At 62.7% G+C, this 24,287-nt stretch carries 19 protein-coding genes; 5 read left to right on the top strand and 14 right to left on the bottom strand.

All coding sequences use genetic code 11. The annotated features are described in order from the left end of the window. Positions 1-29 precede the first annotated feature (29 nt). Entirely contained in the window at positions 30-791 is a 762-nt protein-coding gene (locus NKF27_RS08665; protein WP_253556090.1) for an SDR family NAD(P)-dependent oxidoreductase, read from the bottom strand. A gap of 416 nt (positions 792-1,207) precedes the next feature. Between NKF27_RS08665 and NKF27_RS08660 the strand changes: the two genes are divergently transcribed. From NKF27_RS08660 to NKF27_RS08640, 5 genes are all read left to right on the top strand, one after another. After that, a complete protein-coding gene (locus NKF27_RS08660) occupies positions 1,208-1,753 on the top strand; it encodes an FxsA family protein (RefSeq protein ID WP_253556089.1) in 546 nt (181 codons plus the stop codon). Positions 1,754-2,096: 343 nt separating this feature from the next. After that, positions 2,097-2,390: a co-chaperone GroES gene (locus tag NKF27_RS08655; RefSeq protein ID WP_045994577.1), complete on the top strand. Its 294-nt coding sequence runs from the start codon at positions 2,097-2,099 to the stop codon at positions 2,388-2,390. Between the two features lie 69 nt (positions 2,391-2,459). Next, positions 2,460-4,103, top strand: coding sequence for a chaperonin GroEL (gene groL / locus NKF27_RS08650; RefSeq protein ID WP_253556088.1), 1,644 nt, complete (start codon positions 2,460-2,462; stop codon positions 4,101-4,103). A 190-nt stretch (positions 4,104-4,293) separates the two neighbouring features. Next, entirely contained in the window at positions 4,294-5,229 is a 936-nt protein-coding gene (locus tag NKF27_RS08645) for a homocysteine S-methyltransferase family protein (protein ID WP_253556087.1), read from the top strand. Between the two features lie 133 nt (positions 5,230-5,362). After that, positions 5,363-6,184 carry an RNA methyltransferase gene (locus NKF27_RS08640; RefSeq protein WP_253556086.1) on the top strand — a complete coding sequence of 274 codons (822 nt, stop codon included), beginning with the start codon at positions 5,363-5,365 and terminating at the stop codon, positions 6,182-6,184. A gap of 64 nt (positions 6,185-6,248) precedes the next feature. Here NKF27_RS08640 and sodC read toward each other — a convergent pair whose 3' ends face one another. From sodC to NKF27_RS08575, 13 genes are all read right to left on the bottom strand, one after another. Next, entirely contained in the window at positions 6,249-6,782 is a 534-nt protein-coding gene (gene sodC, locus NKF27_RS08635; RefSeq protein WP_253556085.1) for a superoxide dismutase [Cu-Zn] SodC, read from the bottom strand. 273 nt (positions 6,783-7,055) lie between these two features. Then, positions 7,056-8,414, bottom strand: coding sequence for a Na+/H+ antiporter family protein (locus NKF27_RS08630; RefSeq protein ID WP_253556084.1), 1,359 nt, complete (start codon positions 8,412-8,414; stop codon positions 7,056-7,058). Positions 8,415-8,864: 450 nt separating this feature from the next. Beyond that, positions 8,865-9,908 carry a branched-chain amino acid transaminase gene (locus NKF27_RS08625; RefSeq protein WP_253556083.1) on the bottom strand — a complete coding sequence of 348 codons (1,044 nt, stop codon included), beginning with the start codon at positions 9,906-9,908 and terminating at the stop codon, positions 8,865-8,867. Further along, positions 9,905-11,116, bottom strand: a complete 1,212-nt coding sequence (locus NKF27_RS08620) for a class II histone deacetylase (protein ID WP_253556082.1) — start codon at positions 11,114-11,116, stop codon at positions 9,905-9,907. The genes NKF27_RS08625 and NKF27_RS08620 overlap by 4 nt, the downstream gene beginning before the upstream one ends. Positions 11,117-11,124: 8 nt before the next feature. Continuing rightward, positions 11,125-11,481: a RidA family protein gene (locus NKF27_RS08615; RefSeq protein ID WP_253556081.1), complete on the bottom strand. Its 357-nt coding sequence runs from the start codon at positions 11,479-11,481 to the stop codon at positions 11,125-11,127. Between the two features lie 91 nt (positions 11,482-11,572). Beyond that, positions 11,573-12,607 carry a histone deacetylase family protein gene (locus NKF27_RS08610; protein ID WP_045994862.1) on the bottom strand — a complete coding sequence of 345 codons (1,035 nt, stop codon included), beginning with the start codon at positions 12,605-12,607 and terminating at the stop codon, positions 11,573-11,575. Between the two features lie 41 nt (positions 12,608-12,648). Next, on the bottom strand, positions 12,649-13,926 hold the full coding sequence (locus tag NKF27_RS08605) for a TRAP transporter large permease (RefSeq protein WP_108132764.1): 1,278 nt from the start codon (positions 13,924-13,926) through the stop codon (positions 12,649-12,651). Continuing rightward, entirely contained in the window at positions 13,923-14,567 is a 645-nt protein-coding gene (locus NKF27_RS08600) for a TRAP transporter small permease (protein ID WP_249742965.1), read from the bottom strand. The genes NKF27_RS08605 and NKF27_RS08600 overlap by 4 nt, the downstream gene beginning before the upstream one ends. A 64-nt stretch (positions 14,568-14,631) precedes the next feature. After that, positions 14,632-15,684: a TRAP transporter substrate-binding protein DctP gene (dctP, locus tag NKF27_RS08595; RefSeq protein ID WP_045994863.1), complete on the bottom strand. Its 1,053-nt coding sequence runs from the start codon at positions 15,682-15,684 to the stop codon at positions 14,632-14,634. Positions 15,685-16,259: 575 nt separating this feature from the next. Further along, a complete protein-coding gene (locus NKF27_RS08590; protein WP_253556080.1) occupies positions 16,260-17,024 on the bottom strand; it encodes an AraC family transcriptional regulator in 765 nt (254 codons plus the stop codon). Between the two features lie 154 nt (positions 17,025-17,178). Beyond that, positions 17,179-17,454, bottom strand: a complete 276-nt coding sequence (locus NKF27_RS08585; protein WP_253556079.1) for a hypothetical protein — start codon at positions 17,452-17,454, stop codon at positions 17,179-17,181. A gap of 19 nt (positions 17,455-17,473) precedes the next feature. After that, positions 17,474-17,656: a hypothetical protein gene (locus NKF27_RS08580; RefSeq protein WP_253556078.1), complete on the bottom strand. Its 183-nt coding sequence runs from the start codon at positions 17,654-17,656 to the stop codon at positions 17,474-17,476. A gap of 181 nt (positions 17,657-17,837) precedes the next feature. Continuing rightward, positions 17,838-23,891 carry a carbohydrate-binding protein gene (locus NKF27_RS08575; protein WP_253556076.1) on the bottom strand — a complete coding sequence of 2,018 codons (6,054 nt, stop codon included), beginning with the start codon at positions 23,889-23,891 and terminating at the stop codon, positions 17,838-17,840. Between the last annotated feature and the right edge of the window lie 396 nt (positions 23,892-24,287).

Here is a 24,287-nt window from a genome sequence, read left to right as displayed (position 1 = left end):
AGCCGGCCAGCCTCTCCCATTGCCTGGATCTAGAGCCGCAGCCCCCCGTCCACTTCCATCACGCGGGCGGTGAAGTAGTCGTTATCAAAGATGAAGGCAACGCTCTCGGCGATATCGGCAGGGGCGCCAAGGCGGCGCAGGGGCACGCCTGCGGTCAGCTTTTCGAGCATGTCGTCACGCATGGACGCGGTCATCTCGGTCTCGATAAAGCCAGGTGCCACCGCGCCCACGCGAATGCCGTGACGAGCCAGTTCCTTGCCCCAGGTGACGGTCAGGGCGGCAACGCCGGCCTTGGCCGCCGCATAATTGCTCTGGCCCATGTTACCGGCACGCGAAATGCTCGAGATATTGACGATGACGCCCCGGCGGTCATCCTCGATCATGGCCTTGGCGGCGGCACGCCCGCACAGGAAAACACCGGTCAGATTGACATCGATGACCGCCTGCCACTCGTCCAGCCCCAGCGTCTTTTCGACCTTGCCGTCGCGCGCCTTGACCAGCAGGCCGTCGCGCAGGATACCGGCGTTGTTGATCAGACCGTCGAGCGGCCCCATATGCTCGCGGATGTCCGCAAAGGCTTCAGTGACAGAGGCCTCGTCCGCCACATTGGCGACAAAGGCTCTGGCGGTGATGCCGGCATCGAACAGACCATTGACGGCCTGGTCCAGCTGGTCGTTGTCGGTGTCGATCAGTGCGACCCGCGCTCCACGGCGCCCCAGATGGTGCGCCATGGCCAGGCCAAGCCCACGGGCTCCGCCGGTGATGGCGATAAGTGCATCGTCGAGTTGCATGCGGTTTCCCCTTGCAAGACGCGTCGTACACGCGCGTTTCAGATGGTTTTTCTGTCATGGCACCCAAGGCATAGCGCCAAAGGCGTGGCAGCCCGTACCTGCCGCCAGGCAAAGCGGCCGCGTGATACATCAAAGCACCACATATGAGCCCACTAACCATTGGTGCACTGCATCATGACAACCTTTCACAACCCCCGCCACTCTTCCTTGGTCTAGCGCAAGCCTGCGGAAAGCCCCGCACTCGAATCAGGCAATAAGAGAAGATACTTGCCAGGTGGTGCAGCGGAAACCGTAAGCCCGACTACGCGAGTGGCCGCACCAGTGTCGGCAAGGCGCAGTCAGCAAAAGCCATAGCAACGCTTGAACTCCGAGGTGGCCACCCCCATCTTGAACGGAGATCACAACGCGGAGCTGACATGCCCTTTCTTCTTATCTTCACCATCTTCGCCCTGCTCGACTTCGCTGTACTCTTTTCGGTGGGTAGCGAAATCGGTCTGCTTTCCACCCTGGCGCTGGTGCTGGCCACTGGCTTCATCGGTCTGCACCTGATCCGTCGCGAAGGCGTGGCCACCTTCGCACGCGCCCAGGAGCGGATGTCCCGCGGCGAGATCCCCTCCTCGGAACTGATGACCGGTGCCGCGCTGATCTTCGGTGGCGCCCTGCTGATGGCGCCGGGTTTTCTGTCTGACGCACTCGGCTTCATGTGCCTGATTCCCAACGCTCGCCGCCTGCTGGGCAAGGCGCTGGCCAAGGTCGGGGTGCGCATGAAGGGCTTCCAGATGGGAGGCACCCATTTCGGTGGTACCCAGGAAGGGGGCTTTGCGGGCCCGAAGGCCAATGGCGATGGATGGGACGAGGCTTCCGGCCGTCGCCGGGATGACACCAGCTGGCGCGAAAGTTCGGCCGGCGATGAAGAACCGCTGGAGGGCGAATTTATCAGCAAGGATGAGCGACGCCGCTAGGGCTTGTCGCATCATCACCTGGTCTCTCGCATCGGCACCCTTCGGGGTGCCGATGCCGTTTCATGGGCCCCGTCAGCCTTGGATGCAAGAAGACAAAAAAATTTTCATCCAAGCCCTTGAAAGCCCCCACTCCAGCCCCACTTACCAGAGCAGCACCAAGCTTCGGTGAGGGAGCACGCTCCCCCGCCATTGACAGGAGGGCCGACAAGGGCCTGCCACTTCATCGGCAGCCCGGCAATGACCTCCAGCTCTCGCCGAGTCGCAGGGCGTCACGACGAGAGTGAACAATGAACCGCCGGGGTGGATGCCCCGGCCTTGCAAAACCATCAGGAGAACGTGAGCAATGAACATCCGTCCCTTGCACGATCGCGTCGTCATCCGTCGCGTTGAGGAAGAGCAGAAGACCGCAGGCGGCATCGTGCTTCCGGGCAACGCCCAGGAAAAACCGACTCGTGGCGAAGTTCTCGCCGTCGGTAACGGCCGGATTCTCGAGAGCGGCGACGTGCGTCCTCTGGACGTCAAGGTCGGCGACACCGTGATCTTCAAGGATGGCTTCGGCGTCGAAAAGCAGAAGATCGACGGCGAGGAAGTCCTGATCATGAGCGAGTCCGACATCCTGGCGGTCGTCGAGGGCTAAGCCCTGCCCCGCAGACTCACTCGTTTCAACGTTCACTTTTGACGCTTAGATTCTAAGGAAGTACAGAAAATGGCAGCGAAACAAGTCAAGTTCTCTGATGATGCCCGCAAGCGCATGGCGCGTGGTGTCGATGTCCTGGCCAATGCCGTCAAGGCTACCCTGGGCCCGAAAGGTCGCAACGTGGTGCTGGAGAAGTCCTTCGGCGCGCCGACCGTGACCAAGGACGGCGTCAGCGTCGCCAAGGAAATCGAACTGAAGGACCGGTTCGAAAACATGGGCGCGCAGATGGTCAAGGAAGTGGCTTCCAAGACCTCCGACGTGGCCGGTGACGGTACCACCACCGCTACCGTGCTGGCCCAGGCCATCGTCGCCGAAGGCCTGAAGGGCGTGACCGCCGGCATGAACCCGATGGACCTCAAGCGCGGCATCGACCAGGCCGTCGTCGCTGCGGTCAAGGAAATCCAGGCTCTGTCTGTGCCCTGCACCGACTCCAAGGCCATCGCCCAAGTTGGCACCATCTCCGCCAACGGCGACTCGCGCATCGGCGAGATCATCGCCGAGGCGATGGAGAAGGTCGGCAAGGAAGGCGTCATCACTGTCGATGAAGGCCGTGGCTTCGAAGACGAGCTGGACGTGGTCGAGGGCATGCAGTTCGACCGCGGCTACCTGAGCCCGTACTTCGTCACCAACCAGGACACCATGGCGGTGGAACTGGAAGATCCGTTCATCCTGCTGGTGGACAAGAAGATCTCCAACATCCGCGAACTGCTGCCGACCCTGGAAGCCGTCGCCAAGGCCGGCAAGCCGCTGGTGATCATCGCCGAAGACATCGAAGGCGAAGCGCTGGCTACCCTGGTGGTCAACACCATGCGTGGCATCGTCAAGGTTGCCGCCGCCAAGGCGCCTGGCTTCGGTGATCGCCGCAAGGCCATGCTGCAGGACATCGCGATCCTGACCAACGGCACCGTGATCTCCGAGGAAGTGGGTCTGAACCTCGAGCAGGCCACCCTGGACCACCTGGGCACCGCCAAGCGCGTGACCATGTCCAAGGAAAACACCACCATCATCGATGGTGCCGGCAACGATGGTGACATCGAAGCACGCGTCAACCAGATCCGCGCCCAGATCGAAGAGACTTCCTCCGACTACGATCGCGAGAAGCTCCAGGAGCGTGTCGCCAAGCTGGCCGGCGGTGTTGCCGTCATCCGCGTCGGTGCCGCTACCGAAGTCGAGATGAAGGAGAAGAAGGCCCGCGTCGAGGACGCCCTGCACTCTACCCGCGCCGCGGTCGAGGAAGGTGTCGTGCCTGGCGGTGGTACTGCCCTGATCCGCATCCTGACCAAGATCGCTGGTCTCAAGGGTGACAACGAAGACCAGACCCACGGTATCGCCATCGCTCTGCGCGCCATGGAAGCACCGCTGCGTCAGATCGTCACCAACGCTGGCCAGGAAGCCTCCGTCATCGTCAACCGCATCAAGGACGGCGAAGGCAACTTCGGCTACAACGCCCAGACCGGCGAGTACGGCGACCTGTTCGAAATGGGTGTGCTGGACCCGGCCAAGGTGACTCGCAGCGCGCTGCAGTCCGCTGGCTCCGTTGCTGGCCTGCTGATCACCACCGAAGCCATGATCGCCGACGATCCGGACGAGAAGGACGCTGCTCCGGACATGGGCGGCATGGGTGGAATGGGCGGCATGGGCGGCATGATGTAACGCCTGCCCCGGGCAGCTCCGGCTGCCCGACCCGCGCACCCCCAAGCGCACAAAGCCCTGCCTGATGGCAGGGCTTTTTTGTGTTCCACCATTCATCGAGCCGCCTCATCCAGAGGTTGAGGACTTTTCAATTTATTCCCGCCCCCGGGACATGATTCACTATCGGCTGGATCAACTTGCAGGCAACATCATGGATTTGACGCTACTGGACGGCGGCATGGGGCGTGAGCTCAAGCGTATCGGCGCCCCCTTCTCACAGCCCTTGTGGAGCGCCCAGGCGCTGATCGAAGCTCCCGACCGGGTCATCGAGGCCCACCTCAACTTTATTCGGGCCGGCGCCCGAGTGATTACTGCCAACAGCTACGCCTGCGTGCCGTTCCATCTTGGCGAGCGGCGCTATCGGGAAAAGGGGCCGGCACTCGCTTCTCTTGCAGCACGATTGGCAGCGCAAGCGGCAAGCCGCTGGCAGGATGAATCCGTCCAGCCACCACCGCAAGCCAATGCCCCTGAAGCCTCGCTTAGCGTAGCCGGCTGCCTGCCACCCGCCCTGGGCAGCTATCGTCCCGATCTGTTCGATCCCTGCCGCGCCAGGGAGATTACTACCGCCCTGTATCATGCGCAGGACCCACACGTGGATCTGTGGCTTGCCGAGACGCTATCGAGTCTTGCCGAGATCGCGGTCATGCAGGAGGTCCTGGCGGCATCCAAGAAGCCCCGCTGGTACGCTCTCACCCTGCAGGACGAGGTGTCCGATATCGCACGCCTGCGCTCCGGAGAGTCCGTCGCCGAGGCGACCCAACAGCTATGTCAGGGCGGCGCCGACGCCATCCTGTTCAACTGCTCGATTCCGGAGGTCATGGCGCAGGCACTGGTCGACGCCGGCGACGCCATGCAACGACTCAAGCTATCGCGCCCGCTGGGCGCCTACGCCAACAGCTTCTCGCCGATCGGCGATGCCCACCGGGCCAACACCACCTTGACGGCGGACCGGGAGCTGACCCCGGCAGGCTACCTGGACTACGCCAAACGCTGGCACTCCCTGGGCGCAAGCCTGATCGGCGGATGCTGTGGCATCCATCCCGCCCATATCGAGCGGCTTGATGAGTGGTGCCGAACACATCGCTAGTCACTGAAGCTGCAAAGTCTCCAGCACTCCCCCCCTCTCTTTGGTGCTCCAAGTGCTCTGACACCATCCTTCGCTTTGGGCGAAAGTGGCGGTATGGTGTCGCTCGTTTTCCCATCGACGGTTGCCGTGCTCCATGACTCAAGCCTTGCCCTTCGCCAATCTGCGCATCGTTCTCGTCCAGACCTACCATCCCGGCAATATTGGCTCCACTGCTCGCGCCATGAAGACCATGGGCCTGACCGATCTGGTGCTGGTCAATCCACGCGTCTTTCCCGATGAAGAGGCCACCCGCCTGGCCGCAGGTGCGGCAGATGTGGTCGAAAACGCCCGTGTGGTCGAACGTCTCGAGGACGCCATCGATGACTGTGTCAGGGTGGTCGGGGCCAGCGCCAGGCTGAGAAGCCTGCCACTGCCCCACTACGACGAGCCGGACGAGATGGCCCAGGCGCTGGTGAAGGACGCGGTGCACGACCCGGTGGCTCTGGTCTTCGGCCGCGAGCGCTTCGGCCTGACCAACGACGAAATCCGCCTGTGCTCGCATCAGGTCAGCATTCCGGCCAATCCCGACTACGGCATCCTGAACCTGTCCCAGGCGGTGCAAGTGCTGGCCTACGAGTTGCGCCGGGCCTGGCGCCGACTCCCCTGCCCTGATATCGATGTCGCCGTCGATAGCAATACTGACACGGATACCGACACCGACAACGTCGCCACCTCGGGGACCCCGTCCCGACTGCGCCAGCCCACCCGTGAGCAGGTCGCCCACTTTCAGGCACATCTGGGCCGGGTGATGCGCGACAGTGGTTTTATTACCCAGCCCCACGCGCGCACCGAGGAACAGCTCCAGGCGCTGTTCGCCCGGGCCACGCCCACGCGCAAGGAACTCTCGCTGCTGCGCGGCCTGCTGTCATCCCTCGAGGCACACCTGCCCCCTTCCAGCGACGATCGCCAGGACTGACGTCACTACAGCAAAAGGCCCCGCCTGAGCGGGGCCTGGATGGCCATGTCGGGGGTGGCGTCGATCAGCCTTCGATGACGCCACAGGCGACGCGGGCACCGCCACCGCCGAGCTTGGGCTCGTCGGAGTAGTTGTCACCACCGGAGTGAATCATTATGGCGTGACCTGCCAGGTCCTCCTCGCTGATGCGCGGCGCCAGGGTCGGCAGTGTCGCCTCGCCCTGCTGCCCCACCGCCAGCGCCGGCAGGTCACCCAGGTGGCCGTCACCGTAGGGGCCCTGGTGGGTGCCGGTGTCTTCCGGGTCGAAGTGGCCTCCGGCGCCAGCCGCCGCTACCGTCTCGCCATCCTTCTCGGCCGGCTCGCAGCTCGGGTTCACGTGAACGTGAAGGCCGTGGATGCCGGTGTCCAGACCCTCGAGGTCGGGGGTGATCCTGAGACCATGCTCACTATCCTCGAAACTGATGGTGCCGAGGGAGTCGCCAATACCGTCGGTGCTGACGCTGTGCATCTCCACCTCCGTGGCGGCGTGGGCGGTGCCTGCCACCACCAGGCCTGCCCCCAGCAAGCACGATCCGGCAAATACGCGTGCCTTCAACATCTTGTCGCTCCTGTCCATGTGTCGATCCTCTCCATCTGTGAACAAGTGTCCTGCTGCGCCCTGGGCTCGATAGCTCCTTCATCTTCCCAGAAGCGCCACGACCCACCGGTCGATGAGTCTCCCCCAGCGTGGACCATATCGACGGATCTGCACAACCCGTAGCACTCATGTCTCACTATTCCAGTGGCTCACACGTCGGTGTTCGGGCCGGGCCTGGCGCACAAAAAAACGCCCGCGCGAATAGCGCGGGCGTCTGGGCTTTCCGGCGGGCGATCACAGCGTCATCGCCGCCAGCCAGCCAAAGCCGATCAACGGAATGTTGTAGTGCACGAAGGTCGGCACCACGCTGTCCCAGATGTGATCATGCTGACGATCCACGTTGAGGCCGGAGGTCGGCCCGAGAGTGGAGTCCGACGCCGGGGAGCCGGCGTCACCCAGGGCGGCGGCGGTGCCGACCAGGGCCACCGTCGCCAGATCGGAGAAGCCGAACTGCACCGCCAGCGGAACGAAGATGGCGGCGATGATCGGGATGGTCGAAAACGACGAGCCGATGCCCAGGGTGATGAACAGCCCCACCAGAAGCATCAAGAGCGCCGCCAGGCCACGGTTGTCGCCGATGACCTCGACGCTGGCGCTGACCAGGGTCTCGATCTCGCCGGTGGCGGTCATCACGGCAGCAAAGCCGGAGGCCGAGATCATGATGAAGCCGATCAGGGCCATCATGCGCATGCCGCTGGTGAACAGATCATCGGCTTCGCGCCAGCGGAAGATGCCGCCCATGGACAACAGCGAAAAGCCCACCAGGCCACCCAGGATCATCGAGCCGGTATAGAGCTGGATGCCGAGCGCAGCGACGATCGCTACCACCGACATGATCAGGCCCAGGGTGTGAGGCTCCTCGATCTCGCTGTGGTCGTGGCCTTGGCCGTGGGCCGGGGTATTGCCAAGCTCCACCTCGTCATAGACCCGAGGCTTGCGGTAGGACAGGAACACCGCCACCAGAAGCCCGAGGAACATGCCGGCGACCGGCACCCCCATGGCCATGGGGACCATGGCGCGGTCGATCTCGAGGCCCAGTGCGGCGCCAGCCTCGTTGATGTTGGCCAGCAGGATGTCGTTGAGGAAGATCGCCCCGAAGCCTACCGGCAGCAACATGTAGGGCGCGGTCAGGCCGAAGGTCAGGGTACAGGCGACCGCGCGGCGGTCCATCCTGAGCTGATTCATCACCTTGAGCAGCGGCGGAATCAGGATCGGGATAAAGGCGATGTGGACCGGGATCAGGTTCTGGGAGGAGATCGCCACCAGCAGCACGCTACCGATCAGCAGGTACTTGACCGTGGCCTGACGGGACGCGCTGGACTCCTGCCCCAGCAGAGTGATCAGGCGGCGTGCCAGCAGGTCCGGCAGGCCCGAGCGAGAGATCGCCACGGCGAAGGCCCCGAGGGTGGCGTAGGCCAGCGCCACCTTGGCACCGCCACCGACACCGTCGTTGAAGGCCGCCAGGGTGTCCTCGATGGACAGACCACCGGCCAAGCCGCCCACCAGCGCCCCTACCACCAGGGCCAGCACCACGGAGACCCGCGCCAGCGACAGTCCCACCATCACCAGCACGGCAAGGATTACAGCGTTCATAGACGAATCCAGGTTTATGTTCGAGAGAGGGTTTGCGCAATCAAGGCTTGTCGGAAAAGCACCGGCGCTCGCCGGCTTTTCGTGCCGAGCCTGGTGCCTGGCGAGACGGCCTCGACTGCCGTACGCGACGGCGCCTGGGCATTTCGCCGGTAACAGGCGGCGCGAATGGTACCAGAAAAGTCCTGTGGCCGGGATGTCACCAAAGGGTCATGAGGCGGTTATCTGACTGACACACGCCTGGTCGATACTACCTCTGTGTTCAGGCGACACCGGGCAAGGGACACTGCCCCTCGAGCGTCACGGAGGCGACGGCGCGGGAAGCGCCAAGGGAGCAACACGGGCACAGGGAAGCTGCCCCAGGGAGGAAAGACGGCTAGCTGCGCCACGACTCAAGGGTCGTGGCGCCTTTCTTTGTGGCCATCGTGCAGCCGCCTGGTTGTGTAAACCGACCTAGTCGCTGTCCGTATCGCTGTCTGTGTCGATATCCACTTCGCTATCCGTCGGGACCAGGCTCAGCCAGTCGGCGTAGCGCGCCAGATCATGGCGATCTCCATTGGTCGCCGGCGACAACCGACCTCGACAGACGTCGCGATACAGGCGCTGCAGTCGTGCCGTAAGGCTATCGACGGCTATCGGCTCAGCGATCCCGGGTGCCCCGGCGCGGGCGCCGATATGGCGACCATCGAGCTCCCGCAACGGCAGTATCTCGGCGGCGGTGCCGGTGACAAAGGCCTCGTCGGCGATGTACAGCTCATCGCGGGTAATGCGGCGCTCCTGCACCTCCACGCCCAACACCTCACGCGCCAATCGGATCACGCTGTCCCGGGTGATCCCCTGCAGGCAGGAGGTGACCTCCGGGGTGTGCAACACCCCGTCTCGATAGAGAAAGACATTGGCCGCGCTGGCCTCGGCCACGTAGCCTTCGGCGTCAAGCATGATCGCCTCGTCAAAGCCCGCCTTCACCGCCGTATTCAATGCCAGCATGCTGTTGACATAGTGGCCGCTGGTCTTGGCCCGACAGGCGCTGATATTGACGTGATGGCGCGCCCAGGACGAGGTCAGGGCCCTGAGCCCGACGGCAGCGGTCTCGGCGCTGACGTAGGGTCCCAGGTCCCAGGCCACCACCATCATCTGACAGCTCAACGCCTTGGCGCGCAGCCCAAGGCCCTCGGGACCGAGAAACACGGTGGGCTTGAGGTAGGCATCGGTCAGCCCATTGCGGACCAGGCACTGGCTCTGTGCCTCGATCAGCTCTTCATGGCTCCAGGGCACCTCGAGGTCGAGGATATGGGCGCTGTCCAGCAGGCGTCGGGTATGCTCGTGGACCCGAAACAGCCGGGCATTGCCGTTGTCGTCACGATAGGCGCGCACCCCCTCGAAGCAACCCATGCCATAGTGCAGCGAGTGGGTCAGCAGATGGGTCGTGGCCTCCCGCCAGGGCAGCCATTCGCCGTTCTTCCAGATCCAGCCGTCGCGCTGGTGCAATCCACTCATGAGCCTGGCTCCCTGTCCCTGCTCCTGTTTGCGTCGCTGTCCCTGCCACCGCCGCTGGCGATAGCCTCTTCAGCCTGGCTGTCGTCGCGGGCCTTGGTGATCTGCCCAGGCCAGTCGCGTCGCCAGCCGTCGATCAGTTCGCGCTGATGGGGCTGCAGTGTCTGATAGCCCCAGGCGGCGATCTCGTCGTTCTGTGGGTCATCCACGACGATGTCGCTGTCGGCCAGCGCCTGAATCACGGCGTGGCCACACAGCGGGACATAGCCTTCCGAGTAGCCGCCTTCGTGGACGACCACCAGGCGCCCTTCACAACATCGCTGAGCCAGCGCCTTGACCGACTGGGCCATGCGCCCGAAGGCATCGCTATTGAGCAGCATCTTGCCCAGCGGGTCCTTGGCGCAGGCGTCATAGCCACAGGCCACCACGATCAGATCCGGCGCGAAGGCCTCGATGGCCGGCAACACCAGGCGCTCGAACGCATAGTCATAGGCGCCAAGCCCCGAGCCCGGCGGCAACGGCAGGTTGAGGCAGGACCCCGACGCGCCCTCACCGCCCTGCTCGTCGAAGCCGCCGGTCTCGAGCGGATAGTTGCCGGCCTGGTGCAGCGATACCGTCATCACCTCGGGGTCGTCCCAGAAGGCACTCTGCTGGCCGTTGCCGTGGTGCACGTCCCAGTCGAGGATCGCCACCCGCCGCACCAGCCCCAGCGCTTTCGCTCGCATCACCGCCACTGGAATGTTGCCGAGCAGGCAGAAGCCGCGACCGCGATCGGCTTCGGCGTGGTGCCCCGGTGGACGGCACAGCGCATAGGCGCTGGCGTGGGTGCCACGGGCCACCGCCTCCACCGCTGCGATGGCAAGCCCGGCGGACTGCCGGGCGCTGGCCAGACTGCCCGGGCGATAGGGCGCGGCCTCGCCGGCATCGCCACCCAGGCCCGCATCACCCGCCTCCAGCGCATCAAGGTAGTCTTTCGTGTGGAAGCGCTGCAGGTCCTCGCGGCCGGCCGCCGGCGGCTTCACCACCTCAAGCTCGTCGATCAGCCCGCTGACCTCCAGCAGGTTCTTGAGACGGCGCTTGCTCTCCGGGCTCTCCGAGGCTGGCTGGGGCTGCAGCCAGGGCCCTGGCGCCGAGAACACCCCGATCGCCCCCTGCTCGTGCCAGAAGCAGCGCTCGTGCCAATAGAAACCGGTCGTCTTGCTGTGGCTCATGGGCGACCTCAGGCCTGGGGCAAGGCGGCCACCACCATGATCTCGACCTTCCACTCCGGCCGGGCCAGGCACGCTTCCACCGCGGCACGTACCGGTGGACGTCCGGGGCTGACCCAGGCGTCCCAGGCGGCATTCATCTCGTCAAATTCGGCCATGTCGGTAACCCACACCTGGGCCGAGATCAGTCGATCCTTGGAGGTCCCGGCCTTGGCCAGCAGTTCGTCGATTCGCGCCAGCACCTGCTCGGTCTGGCCGCGCATGCCTTGGCTGGCGTCAGCCGGTACCTGGCCGGAGAGGTAGACGGTGCCATTGTGCACGGCGATCTGGCTCATGCGGTCGTTGCTGTCGTGAAGGGTCGGGCTCATGGTGTTTTCCTTGTGGGAGATCATCCGCGGGATAATCGTTGGGCTATGTATTGAGCTGTATTGGGCTGTATCAGGCTTTATCAAGCTATGGTCAGGCGTCGTTGAATCCGCGCAGGAAGGCGGCCAGGTTATGGCTCAAGGCCGCGGTCGGATAGCCGCCCTCCTGCACCAGCACGGTGGGCAGGCCCAGCTCACCGATCTGGCGACCGATGGCGACGAAGTCCGGGGTTTCAAGCGTCAGCCCCGCCAGCGGGTCGTCCTTGTGGGCATCGAGTCCCAGCGCCACGACCAGCGCGTCCGGGCTGAAGCTCGCCATGGCGTCGAGCAGCTCATCGAGACCGGCCTGAAAGGCCTCGATACCGCTGCCCAGTGCCAGCGGCACATTGAGGTTGGCGCCGAGTCCAGGACCGATGCCTGTCTCGCCGGCACCGCCCCAATAGTAGGGATAGAAGTCGCTGGGATCGACGTGCAGCGATCCTGTCCAGACGTCGCCACGGTCGTAGAAGATGTCCTGGGTGCCGTTACCGTGGTGGAGGTCGATGTCGAGGATCGCCACCTGGGACACATGCTCGCGCAGCACCGTGGCCGCCAGGGCGGCGTTGTTCAGAAAACAGAAGCCCCCGGCACGATCGGGACCGGCGTGGTGCCCCGGCGGACGACACAGAGCGTAGGCGGTGCCGCCGCCGGCGACGATGCTTTCGGCGGCGGCCTGGGCGGTAGCGGCACTGGCCAGGATGCCCTGAAAGCTGGTCTCGGTCATCGGACAGGCCATGTCGTGCATGTGCCAGCCCACCTGCCCCACCGGATGGCGCGGGTAGTGCTTGCCGCCGCCGCAGGGGTGGACGTTCGGTGCCACGAATTCGGTGGCGTCCGGCAACGCCTGCCAGCGGGCATGGATGGTCTCGAGAAAATCCAGGTAGCGCTCGCTGTGGATCTCCTTGAGACGCTCCCTGAGCGTGGGACTGTCGACCTCGGCCGGCGCTGTCAGGGCCAGGCCGACCTCGGCCAGGCCTTCGCTCAGAAGCTCCGCCCGGCGGGGCCCTTCGGGGGAATCGGTAAGGGCTCCACGCTTCAGGAACTGAGGCGGCGCGTGACGTTCCTGGTCAGGATGGTAGAAAAGTTTCATCTGCATCTGTCTCCGGTGATGACGCTCCGTCACTGCTCACATCAGTCGAGCAGCGAGGGGATCCATGTCGATAGTGCCGGAAAACCCGCCAGCAACACCACTACCAGGATAAAGGCTGTATAAAACGGCAGCGACGCCAGGATCGCCTTTTCGTAGGGGACCTGGGCGATTCTTGCCGCCGTCATCAGCGTCATGCCCACCGGTGGCGTGACGTTGGCGATGTTGAGGGTGACGATCATGACGATGGCGAAGTGCAGTGGATCGAAACCCAGGCTGACCATCGCCGGCACCACCACAGGGCCGATGACCACTAGCGCCGGCAGTACATCCATGACCGTGCCGATGACGATCAGCAACAGGCACACCAGCAAGATCTGCACGAAGGCGACATCGCTCAGGGAGGTGATCAGGCTCGCCGCCTCCCGGGCGACGCCAGAGCGGGTGACAAACCAGCCGAGCACCGCCGAGGTCGCCAGCAGAAAGAACACGACACCGGAAAACTTGACCGTGGTCACGAGCGCCTGGGCCACCTTGGCCAGGGTCAGGTTGCGATAGAACAGCATGCCGATCAGGATCGCGTACACTGCGGCAAAGCCTGAAGCTTCGGTGATGGTGGTCATGCCCGAGAGTATCCCGCCGAGGATGATCAATGGCACCAGCATGGCCGGCAGCGCCGAGAAGAATGCCAGCAGAGCCATCTTCAGCGGCGTCGGCGCCTGCTTGGGGTAGCCCCGCCGCCAGGCCAGCACGATGCTGGTGGCCAGCAGCGCCACGGTCATCAGAATGCCCGGCACGATGCCTCCGGCAAACAGGTCGATGACCGAGACGTCCCGCAGCAGGGTGGCGTACACCACCATCACCACGCTTGGGGGAATGATCGGCCCGATGATCGAGGAACAGGCGGTGATCGCCGCCGCGTATTCGGCGTCGTAGCCCTGCTTCTTCATCTCCGGAATCATGATCTTGCCGATCGCCACGGTATCGGTGATGGCGGCCCCGGTCAGCCCGGCGAAGAACAGCGACACCGTCACGTTGACGTGAGACAGCGCCCCCCTCACCCGACCGAACAGCGCATTGTTGAAGGCGATCAGCTTCTGGGTCAGCCCGCCCTGGTTCATCAACTCGGCGGTAAAGATGAAGTACGGCACGGCGATCAGCATGTAGCCGGAGACACCGGAGAACATGCGATCGGCGATGATCCCCACCAGGCGCTCGCCGCCCAGCTCATAGACCCCGGCAACTCCCGAGATCGCCATGACCACGGCGACCGGGGCGCCGATCGCCAACACCAGGATAAAGGCCAGAATCGCGGCGGTCATGAGCGTGGCTCACGGGCGACAGCGTCGCCTTGTGGTGAAGAGGGATCGGAGGATTCGACACGGCTGTCGACCGCCTGCTCGGCGTTGCTGCCGGCGCCATTGTCATTGGAATGAATCGCCTGCTCGATCACCGCGTCGCTGTCGATGAAGTGCTCGAGCAGTGCAAAGCCGTGCACCAGATGCAGTGCGATGATGGCGCCGGTCAGCGGCACCGCGAAGGTGGTCCACTTGTAGGAAATCTGAATACTGTCGGACACCATGTAGCTCTGGCGGGCGTTGGAGAAGAAGTCCCAGCCGTAGAACATCATCAACACCGCCAGCGCGCCGATGACGGCCAGGGTCGCGCCGGCTGCCAGCACCACCAGTGGGCGCGGCAGCAGCTTGACCAGCAGTGTCATGGCCACGTGCTCGCCGGAATGCAGCGCGATGGTCGAGGAGATGAGCCCGATCCACGGCAGGAAAAGGCGGGCCAGGGAATAGGTCCAGCTGAGCGCGCCGCCGGTAAACAGGGTGTACAGAAACCCGGTGAACGAAATACCCAGCATGGCCAGGACACAGCCGACGCAGAACACGATGGCGAGGCGATTGACGCCGTCGCTCAGGCGCTGGAGCCAGGCCTGAAGAGATCGCAGTGATGACATGACAGGAGAACTCGGGCAAGGCGGTGGGCACTGGCGGGGCGGCCTGGCCGCCCCGCCGCGACAATCACTGGCCGTAGCGGCTGTAGGCCTCTTGCGGCAGCGACTGGCGCAGGCCATCGACCTCGGCCAGCAGGTCGTCGATCAAGGCGGCGTCGAGCCCGAAGTCGTCGACGATCCAGCTCTTCCAGGCCGGACGCGCCACCTCGGCCATGCGCTGGCGCTCTTCTGCCGGCATCAGGTAGCACTCCTCGAAGATCTCGCAGGACGTCTGCCAGCTGGCGGTCGCCAGCATGCCGGAAGCGCCATGGCTCAGGCTGACCGCCTCCCGGGCGGCGTTGGTGATGACCCGCTGGTGCTCCTCTGGCAGCTCCTGAAACCAGCTCTCACTGACCATCCAGCTGGCGCTGTTGTACACGTGCCCGGTCAGGGTGGTGTAGTCGGTCACCTCATCCAGGCCGAAGGTGGTGTTGATCACCGGCGCGTTGAACTGACCGTCGGCGAGTCCGGTCTCCAGCGCGGTGATCAGCTCGCCCCACGGCAGCGGTGTTGCGGAGGCACCCAGCGCCTCCATGGTGGCGACGTGGGCCGGATTTTCCTCGGTGCGGATGTTGAGCCCCTCGAGGTCATCGACGGTCTTGATCAGCCGCTCGTTGTTGGTGAAGGCAACAAAGCCGCCACCATCATCGAAGGTCCCCAGATAGCGCATGTCCGCCTGTTCGATGGCGCCCTGCATGAAGTCGGCAAACCACTCGCCATCGAAGAAGGCCCAGGCCTGGCGCCAGTCATCGAACAGGAAGGGGGCCGTCACCGCCTGATACTCGGGGTAGAACGACGACATCGCGCCGGAGGTCAGAATGGCGGACTGCAGCGCCCTGCCACCGGCCTGGACCTGGGAGCCGGTCTCGACTTCGGAGCCCATCTGGCCGCCACCGAAGATGCTGACGGTGACGTCGCCTTCGGTGCGACTTTCCACCAACTCCTTGAAGTGGACCAGGGCAGGATAGATAGCGTTGTTGGTCAGGTTCTCGGGGATCAGGGTAGCGATGGCCATCTCGTAGGACTGAGCCTGCGCCTGGGACGCCATCAGCGCCAGCGGCAACGCTGCGAGCGCCAGCATCGGCGCTCGTCGCCGCTGTCTGGCCCGTTGGCCACGGCCACGCCGGGCGCCGACCTCGTGGTTGTCGTGCGAGCGGCGGTCAGCCGAAATGTGGTCGTCAGTGCGGGCGGAGGCAGGAAGGGAGGTCGAAGACATCGGTAACTCCGGTTGTTGTCATGGTTGTTGTCATTGTTGATGGCGCCGAATCGAGGCCGGCGCCGAGTGACTCCTTTTCAGGCTATGCGCGAAACCCATCGTCAACTTGCCCGAGACTACGAAAACCTTGCCCGGAACTCAGGCAAACCGTGTCGTCGGCCACAACGTCACCGCGACGAGAGGAGATCGACAGGCGCAAGGCAAAAGCCCCAGTGGCCAGAGCGACCAGCGGATCGGCAAGAGAGGAGAAAAGTGACAGGTGGCTGAGCGCGAGAGCGGAGAGAGGCTGAATCGCTGTCCAGGCATTGTTTGAAAAGTCGGCGAGCGATGGTTAGACAAGGCAAAAATCGGTGAGAGAGCGCAGTTTACGAGGTGTAAATGAGCACCTTGATCCGGTTTTTAACGCCGTATTACCGAGCGCAGGCACTTTTCATCAAAGCCTATGGATCTGTGCGCTCCCGCGAAGGCGCCACCCCATGAACCCTGCGATAGGCTCGGGAAAAACTGCCCTGGTCACGAAAGCCCACCAGCGCCCCAATCTGCCCCAGCGGCAGCTCGCTGTGACGGATCAGCGCCTGGGCGTGGCTCAACCGGCGTCGGCGAACATAGGCCTGCGGCGTCACCCCGGTGGCCTGGCGAAAGCTGGCGTGGAAGTGACCGGGGCTGAGCGCGCACAAGGACGCCAGGTCATCCACGCGAATGTCGCTGGCCAGGTGCCTATCGATCCAGTCGTCCAGCAGACGCAGATCGAGCCGACCGCTGACGCCCGTCGATCGTGCAGGAGCACAGGTTTCGCTGGAAGCCTCCAGATGGAGATAGAGCGCGCGTAACAGAAGCGCTGCGATATCGTTGCCCAGGGTGGGGAATTGATCCAGTTGCCGCATCAGGCTGTCGGCAAGTCGCTGCAGATCGGGGGGCACCGCGAAGAAACGCGGTCGCTCGAATAGGCGGGCCACGTCGACGTCCGGCAGCCCGAAGACCACCGGCACGTCGAGCACGAAGGTACGATTGTTGCCGTCTCCCAGGTAGTCGTGATGGCAGTTGCCTGGAATCAGGCAACCACGTTCGGCGGTGACCCGTTGCTCACGCCCCTCGAGGGACAGTTCGGTACTGCCGCAGGTGGGCAGAATCAACTGGTGGTAGCCGTGCACGTGGGATACGTGCTCGTTGGCCAGGGTCTTGGTCCTGAGATCGATCCGGCTCACGATCGCCTCGCCTGAAGAAGATACCTCTACCATGCCGCTCACCGAACAACCTGACAAGCCGGGACGAACGCCCGGCTTCACGCGACCTCAACGCTTGTCGCCTGGGCCTCCTTGTGGCGGTGGCATGGCGGCCGTTGTCAGACTCGGCGTCTTCTCAACAGCGGCCCTTCTTGGCCTGTCCTGGCGGACAGAAGTCGCCACGCCGATCGTGGTCGTCGTAATAGCGATCATGGTCATGATCGTGATCATCGTGGCGATGGCGGTCATGGTCCCAATCGCGATCATGCCAGCCGTCATCACGGTGGTAGTCGCGGTCACGATGGTCGTCGACGACGATCAAGGGCTCTGCACTGACCCGTGCGGGATCGTAACTGCATCCCGCAAGTCCCATCAGCACGAGTAAAAGTACTGCTGTACTCACTGTCTTCATGCGCACTTTCCGGCCACCTTCAGCAACGACCCTTCTTGGCCTGTCCCGGCGGACAGAAGTCGCCACCGTCATGATCTCGATGGTCGCGGTGATCGTCGTCGATGATGATCAGCGGCTCCGGCGAGACCCGTGCGGGGTCATAGCTGCAGCCCACCATCAACACGGCCATCGCCAGGAAAACAATCCGTCCAGCGGTTCGCATATGCATGACTCCTTGCGTTCAAATTGACACCAGACTAACGCAAACGTCGCCTTTTCACCGCTGTGGACGTCTTGCAACACCCGGCGTCTGCCAACAGCGACAACTATTGTCTGAATCCGGCGCCCAGAAAAATGCCGCTCCCGGGGGAGCGGCATTCACGAGGTTGACAGTCGCAAGCCTGTCAGAACAGCTCGTCGGGTTGCTGCTGGGGCAGGCCCTGCAGATCCAGCGGATCGACGACCTCGGGCACTTCCTGAGCGGAATCGCCCTGCTCGGCGGCCACGGTGAAGCGCGACGATGGCACCACCTGGTCGGTTTCCTCCGGCGGAACCCCGTTGCCTTCGTACATCGGCTTGATACCCTCGATGACGAACATGTTGTCGTTGTAGTCGAGGTTGGAACCGGAATAGTCCTGAAGCACCAGATACGTATCAGCGATCTCGTTGCCTTCATCGTCCAGCGCCTTGAACACACGAACGTAGTAGCCACGCTCCAGATCCGGAGCATCAGCCGGAGGTTTGCCCCTGCCAGGAGGGTTCAACGATGGATCGGTGGACAGGGTGGCCACCTCGAGGCCAAACAGATCATTGCCTCCCCAATTATTGGGAATATCATCACGCGTGAAGGTTCCCTCCGGCTGATTGCCCTCCAGCGTGATCGGCAGGAACGACTGGTTCTGATCCTCCGCGTGCCGGATCAACTTGATATCCTGGGAGGTGTTCTTGAAGGCGTGAAGACCAAAGGCCGAGACACCAGCACCGTGGAGGGCAACGGTCTGCACCACGCGAGCTTCATCGACCCCGTCGGCCAGGGTCCAGTAGCGCGACAGCACTTCCTCCTCGCTGACTGCCCGGTAGAAACCGAAGTCGTCGAAGGCCGAACCCCTGGCGCCACCGTCCGTCGGGATGCCGCCAATACGGTTGCCGAACCCCGCGACATTCCACACCTCGTCGACGGTCGGCTCCCAGCCTCCCTCATCCTGGGCCTGCCAGAACCCTGCCAGTGTCAACTCCTGAACCGGGGAATCGGCGTCGTTGGTCACCAGCCGCAGGCTCCCGAAGAAGCTGCCGTCATCGGCGTTAGTGGCGGGTGGACGATAACTCGCTCGATCAAACAACACGTCGATTTCGAGCGACTCCCCAGGCGCCAGTATCGTCCCCTTCAGGGCCCCTGCGTCGGCGAGCACGAAAGGGCCGTCCAATGAGACATCAAGAATCGTCAAGGGGTCGCTGCCATCATTGGATATGACCGCCTTGGCGCCTTCCTTGAAGTCCCTATCCGGGCCACCAAAATCGTTTTCTTCCAGATAGTTGAATAGCAGGCGATCGCTGAAGTAGTTGACGTCACCACTCTCCAGCCGAGCCTCGGCGTCGGAAGCAACGGAAATCGGTGTCACGTCCAGGTAGTCGATGCGCTGACTGCCCAGATCATCGGAGACCATGTGCAGACGGTATTCGGTCCCGGGCTCCAGCTCCACGTAGTAGGACTCTTCACCCGCCGTTCCTGCTCCGGGGAATGTCAACAGGGTCAATGGCTTGCCATTCAGACTGAGCGCCAGATCCTCCCCGCGAAGCACACCGGCATTCGCCGCAAGATCGAGGCGATAGAGCCCCTTGGTGTCGACCTCGAAGAAGAAGTCCGCGCTGCGCGGATCGACGCTGAGTGCAGAGATACCTTCCTCGAGCTCGATGCGTGTGCCCTCGGTGGCGTCGGCAGGGCCAAGGATGGAGGCTCTGATGGCTTCGAGCGATTGATCCGGCACCCACAACAGATCGATATTCGGGCCGACCGCTTCCGGGGCCGTCAACACCAGGGTATTGATGCCTGCCTTCAGACTGACCACAACATTCTGATACACCCAGTCCGAGTTGTTTTCGCTGAGCCCTTCAAATCTCAGATTGGGCTGCGTAACACCATTGATGCCGAAGGCCAGGGGACGATCCGACTTGGTATCGGACAGGTGGTAGCGGAAACCGATTTCATAGCTTCCCGCTTCCTCGACACGAATCGACCAGGTGATGGTCTGATCCTCCGACCCCTTGTAATCGACGTAGGCATTCTCGGACACGTTGCGATCATCGGCCACCTCGACCACCCTGGCCCCGTTGAGCAGAGCGCCCTCGGCTTCGTAGATCTCGAAGCCAGGTGAAGGCTCGTGAATCACTTCCAGTTGATCCACATTCGGCCCGGCCTGTGATACCGACTGCAGACGCACCTCGACCTCGCCTGGATCGAGATTCACCTCGATATCCTGCGTCATCCAGAAACGCCAGCGATCGGAGCCCTCGAGGCTATCCGGCGCCGGCGGGAAGTCGGCGACGCCGACGCTCTGTCCATTGATGAAGACTTCCAGCGGTCGATCCGAAAAGCCACCGTTGGCGTAGCGAACCCGCAGCACGGTATCGCCGCCATCGCCGGCTTCTACGGTGAATCCGAAGGTGACGGCGTCCTCGGCATTCTTGCCGAAATCGGCGTATCCGCCACCGACGCCATCGTTGTCGTCCAGGTTGCCGTCGTTGCCGAAGCTGCCTGGTTGCAGTCCAGGAACTTCGCTGGCGATCCCTTCACGGATGATGATCTCGGCACCACCGCCCTCGCTGATGGTGGCGCTGGTACCATCATCCGGGGTGTTGTCCTCGGCCTGGATGGTGGCCAGTACCCGCGTCATGTCAGTGCCCCCCCCGGTCGACGTCGGCTCGACCGGATCCAGGCGAACCAGCTGACTTTCTCCGGTCAGTCGGTTGAGGGTGACCAGGTACAGGCGTCCAGTGGCCGGGTTTTCGATGATATCCAGGGGATCGGTGTAGGTAATGACCCGCCCCTCTGCATCTCTCAGGACATCGTCACCGATGACCTTGCCCTCGGCATTCACCGTGATCCAGCGAACATCGTCCCCCCCGGAATACTCGGTAAACAGCAGACTGCCCTTGAAGGCGTCACCGAAGGTATCGCTGACGTATTCGGTCACGCCATTGGCGGAGCGGTTCTCCCCCAGGGAGTAGGCATCGTCGATGCGGTAGTTGGGATCTGGCTGAATTCCCGGAGCATAGGACGTCACCTCATTGATGTCTTCAAGGCGGGTCGGGTTGCCGCCGTTGAGGATGAACTCGTCATGCAGCGGATTGCCATGCCCGTAGTAGCCGCCCTGCTCGACCTTGAACAGGTAGTCGTCCTGCTTGACCACATTGGTCAGCGACTCGTCGATCAGCGTTGAAGGATCGTCCGGCACAGCCCCGCCCGCCGCTGATCCATTGGTCGGTGTATACAGGTAGCCGTTGGAGTGCCAGACCAGGTCATAGGCATTGCGAATACCGGTGGCGAAGACCTTGACCACGGCGTCATCGACGTAAGGATCGTAGAAGGTCTCCAGCACAACGCCATCGGCGTCCTGAACGCTGGCGACGCCATTTTCGTCAAACACCAGAAAGCGCCCATCGCCCATGGGGATGGGATCGTTCTTCAGATCATTGTCATCATCCACAAAGCGTGTCTGGTCGTCCGGCAGCGGCTCGGTGGTGACGTCAAAGCCGCCCTCCGGCGGGGTCCGGGATGGATCCACCTCCAGCACGGCACCGGCCAGCAGGCGTTCGGGCCGGTTGCCCCAGGCACTGTCGTCATCACCCATGGCGGTGTTGGAGCCCTGAGTCAGGTACAGCAGATGAGACGGCTCATTCGGCGAAGTGTCAGCATCGAACGCCGGATTCTCGCGAAACTCGAGGCTGTTGGTGACGTGATCCGCCACCGAACGGGGAAGCCCGCTCAGATAGACCTCGGCACTGCCGCTGAAGCCGCCCCCCTCGTCCAGGGTGATCTTCAACAGGCGTCCACTGAAGTCCGGGACCGAGCTGTCGCGTCCGGATAGCGGTATCGGATAGTTATCGGTGACCCACAACACCTGAGGATCGGCCGGATCCACGGCGATACCGATGATGCCACGTCGATTGTTGAAGGCGTCGGCGTCAGGCTCCATGAACGGGTCAAGCGCCAGCGTCAGGACCTCACTGGCCCCTAGCGAGCCATCTTCCGGGTCCAGTGCATAGCGCACGATCTGGCCACCCATGCTGACCACGTACAGCGCATCACCCTCGGCGCTGACCTCCAGGGAGGTGAAGCCAAAGGCACCGTCGACGGCACCATCCAGTTCCACCGTGCCTTCGAAGGCCACATCGCTGGGCAAGATATTCGGCTCCGGCCCGGTGACAAAGGTATTGGTGTACTTAAGAAACTCGCGGGTCGGCAAGTTGCTGTCGCTGTTGTCGCCACGATCCTGGAAGCCATCGATCACCAGGCTGTAGCTGGTAAAGGGCTTGAGCGTTTCCTTGGGAGAAAGCGTCAGCGAATCAAAACCACCGGTGGTGTTGATATCGAAGGCCACTTCGATGCCGGTGACGGTCTCGAACAGTCGCACCGAACCATCGCTAAGGCTTTCCAGAAGCGTGCCGCCTCGGCCCTCGACCACCTGAACCCCGACGAAGATATCGGAGGTGGGATCGACTCCCGTGGGCAGGCTCCCATCCTCACTGTCCAGGTCCACTTCGACGGTATTGGCACCGACCCCGGCAATGGCCCTTGCGTCGACAAACTGTGCATAGTCGGCGCTCGCCGGCAGCTCATCTTCAGGCGTCAGATCCGGCAGAGGACGGATCTCCAGGTACTGCAGCTTGACGTTTTTGCTGTCGACGCCGAGCGCATCCAGTGTCAGGCGACCATCGGTGACCTCCACCACTCGCGTGACCAGGTCAGAGCGTAGCCCCTCGGTATCGTTGGTCGCGCTGGCATCGATGGGAAAATCACTGGGACGGCCTGGCTCGAAGGCATCATTGAAGGCGCTACCCTCGGCATTGACACTGTAGAAGGAGTCATAGGTGCCGGACACGTCACCCACCGACAGCGTCACTTCATAGAAGCCCGACTCCAGCTCAATCTCCCAGCCGGCATCCACGAAGCCATCTCGATCACTGGTCATCTGGGCGAAGCTGGCCTGACGCGGGTCCAGGCCGACGAAGCGGCTGGAGCGATCGACAAGAGTGAAAGCCCCCTGGCTGACCAGTGACAACGGGTTGGTACCATTCTCGGTACCGTCGGCGATGCTTTCCTCGGTCACCCAGCCATAGCGGTAGGTCTTGCCATCCACCACCACCGACTGGTCACCAAAGGCCTGGCCGGTATCAGCGACGTAGCCGTCAGGGACATCGGCGCTTTGTGGCTGAAAGTTGATCTTGAAAGTCTCTCTATCGCCCGGCTCGACGATGATCGGAGACAGCTTGACCACGTCAAGGTTGGGACCGCCCTTGCCGATGTTCTCCAGGCGCACCGTGTGCGTCCCTGCTTCCAGGTCGATCTTGAGCGACTCTTCGCGCCAGCGATCCCAGCCATCGTTGCCGGCACCAGTGGAAGTGAACTGGTACTCGCCCACCCTGACACCGTCGATGTAGAGCGCCATGGGTCGATCTGCACTGCCCCCGTTGGCATAGCGCGCATCCAGACGGAAGGTCCCGCTCTCCTCCACGGTCAGCTGGAACACCCCGGCGTCACCGATGTCGTTACCCAGATCGAGGTAACCTTCACCGCTGTAGCCAGGCCGGAGTGCATCGATGCCGTCACTTTCGACCAGTGCGGCAGTGTCCGCCGGACGATTCGGATCAGACTCCTTGTCATCGATCGTGAAGGACTCGGCCTCGAAGGACTGCACGCCCGCGCCAGGTTCTGGTTCTGGCTCGTCTTCCAGCATCAGCAGTGTCAACTGATCCAGATTGGGACCCTGCCCCACACCGCCCTGGTCAGCCGTCGGGATCGACAGCGACAGCTGGTGTGTCCCGGGTTCGAGCTCGATCTCGACCGTTACCTCCTGCCAACTGCTCCAGCCACCGGTGCCGGGAAAGCTCACCGAGGTCGTGACGCCGCCATCCACCTGAAGCGCCAGCGGACGATCAGTGTTGCTGCCGTTGGCGTAACGCAGGGTCAATTGGTAACTGCCTGCCGTCTCGACACTAACGTCATACTGGACACCATCGCCGGGATCCCGGCCAAGATCCACGTAGGCATTGTCGATGGCGCCCGGCCTGGCGTTGTCCCCGGATATCACCTCCGTCACGGCCTTCTGGGATCCACTGTCCAGATCGATGATGGTGCCTACCTCTGCCTGCCATACCAGCAGACCGGTATCCGATGGCACAGCCAACGCCTGGGCGACTCTACCCACGACAGAACTGACCACCTCTTCTTTGCTGCTCATGGTAACTCCAAAGATTTTCGGAATGTCATGCAGCATGAAAACCTTTTTACATTCGGAAACAAATAGCCAATATCTCACAACATCATAGGAAAACAGGAAATTTTTTCGACCTAACTACCTCATCACGATCAAGCATTCATAAACTTGCCATATAGCTTTTATGGATACGACATTTAGGACAACGAACCCTCATCTTTTAAAAACAATGACTTCACTAGACCTCCTTATCCATGATGTAAAAAAAGGCGAAACGCCATGCAAAAATAGGCCATCAAAACACAACATATTTTGATTCATTTTTTCACTTTTTTTGCCAAATCACATGCTTCTGTAAGCTACAAAAAAGTCGTTTCGGCGAACTTCTCTCTGGCCTCTCACGCCCCGCCAACTTCATAC

This window comes from Halomonas sp. DN3 (assembly GCF_024137905.1).
GTDB classification, from domain to species: domain Bacteria; phylum Pseudomonadota; class Gammaproteobacteria; order Pseudomonadales; family Halomonadaceae; genus Halomonas; species Halomonas litopenaei.
This window is presented reverse-complemented; position numbering and strand designations above follow the sequence as displayed.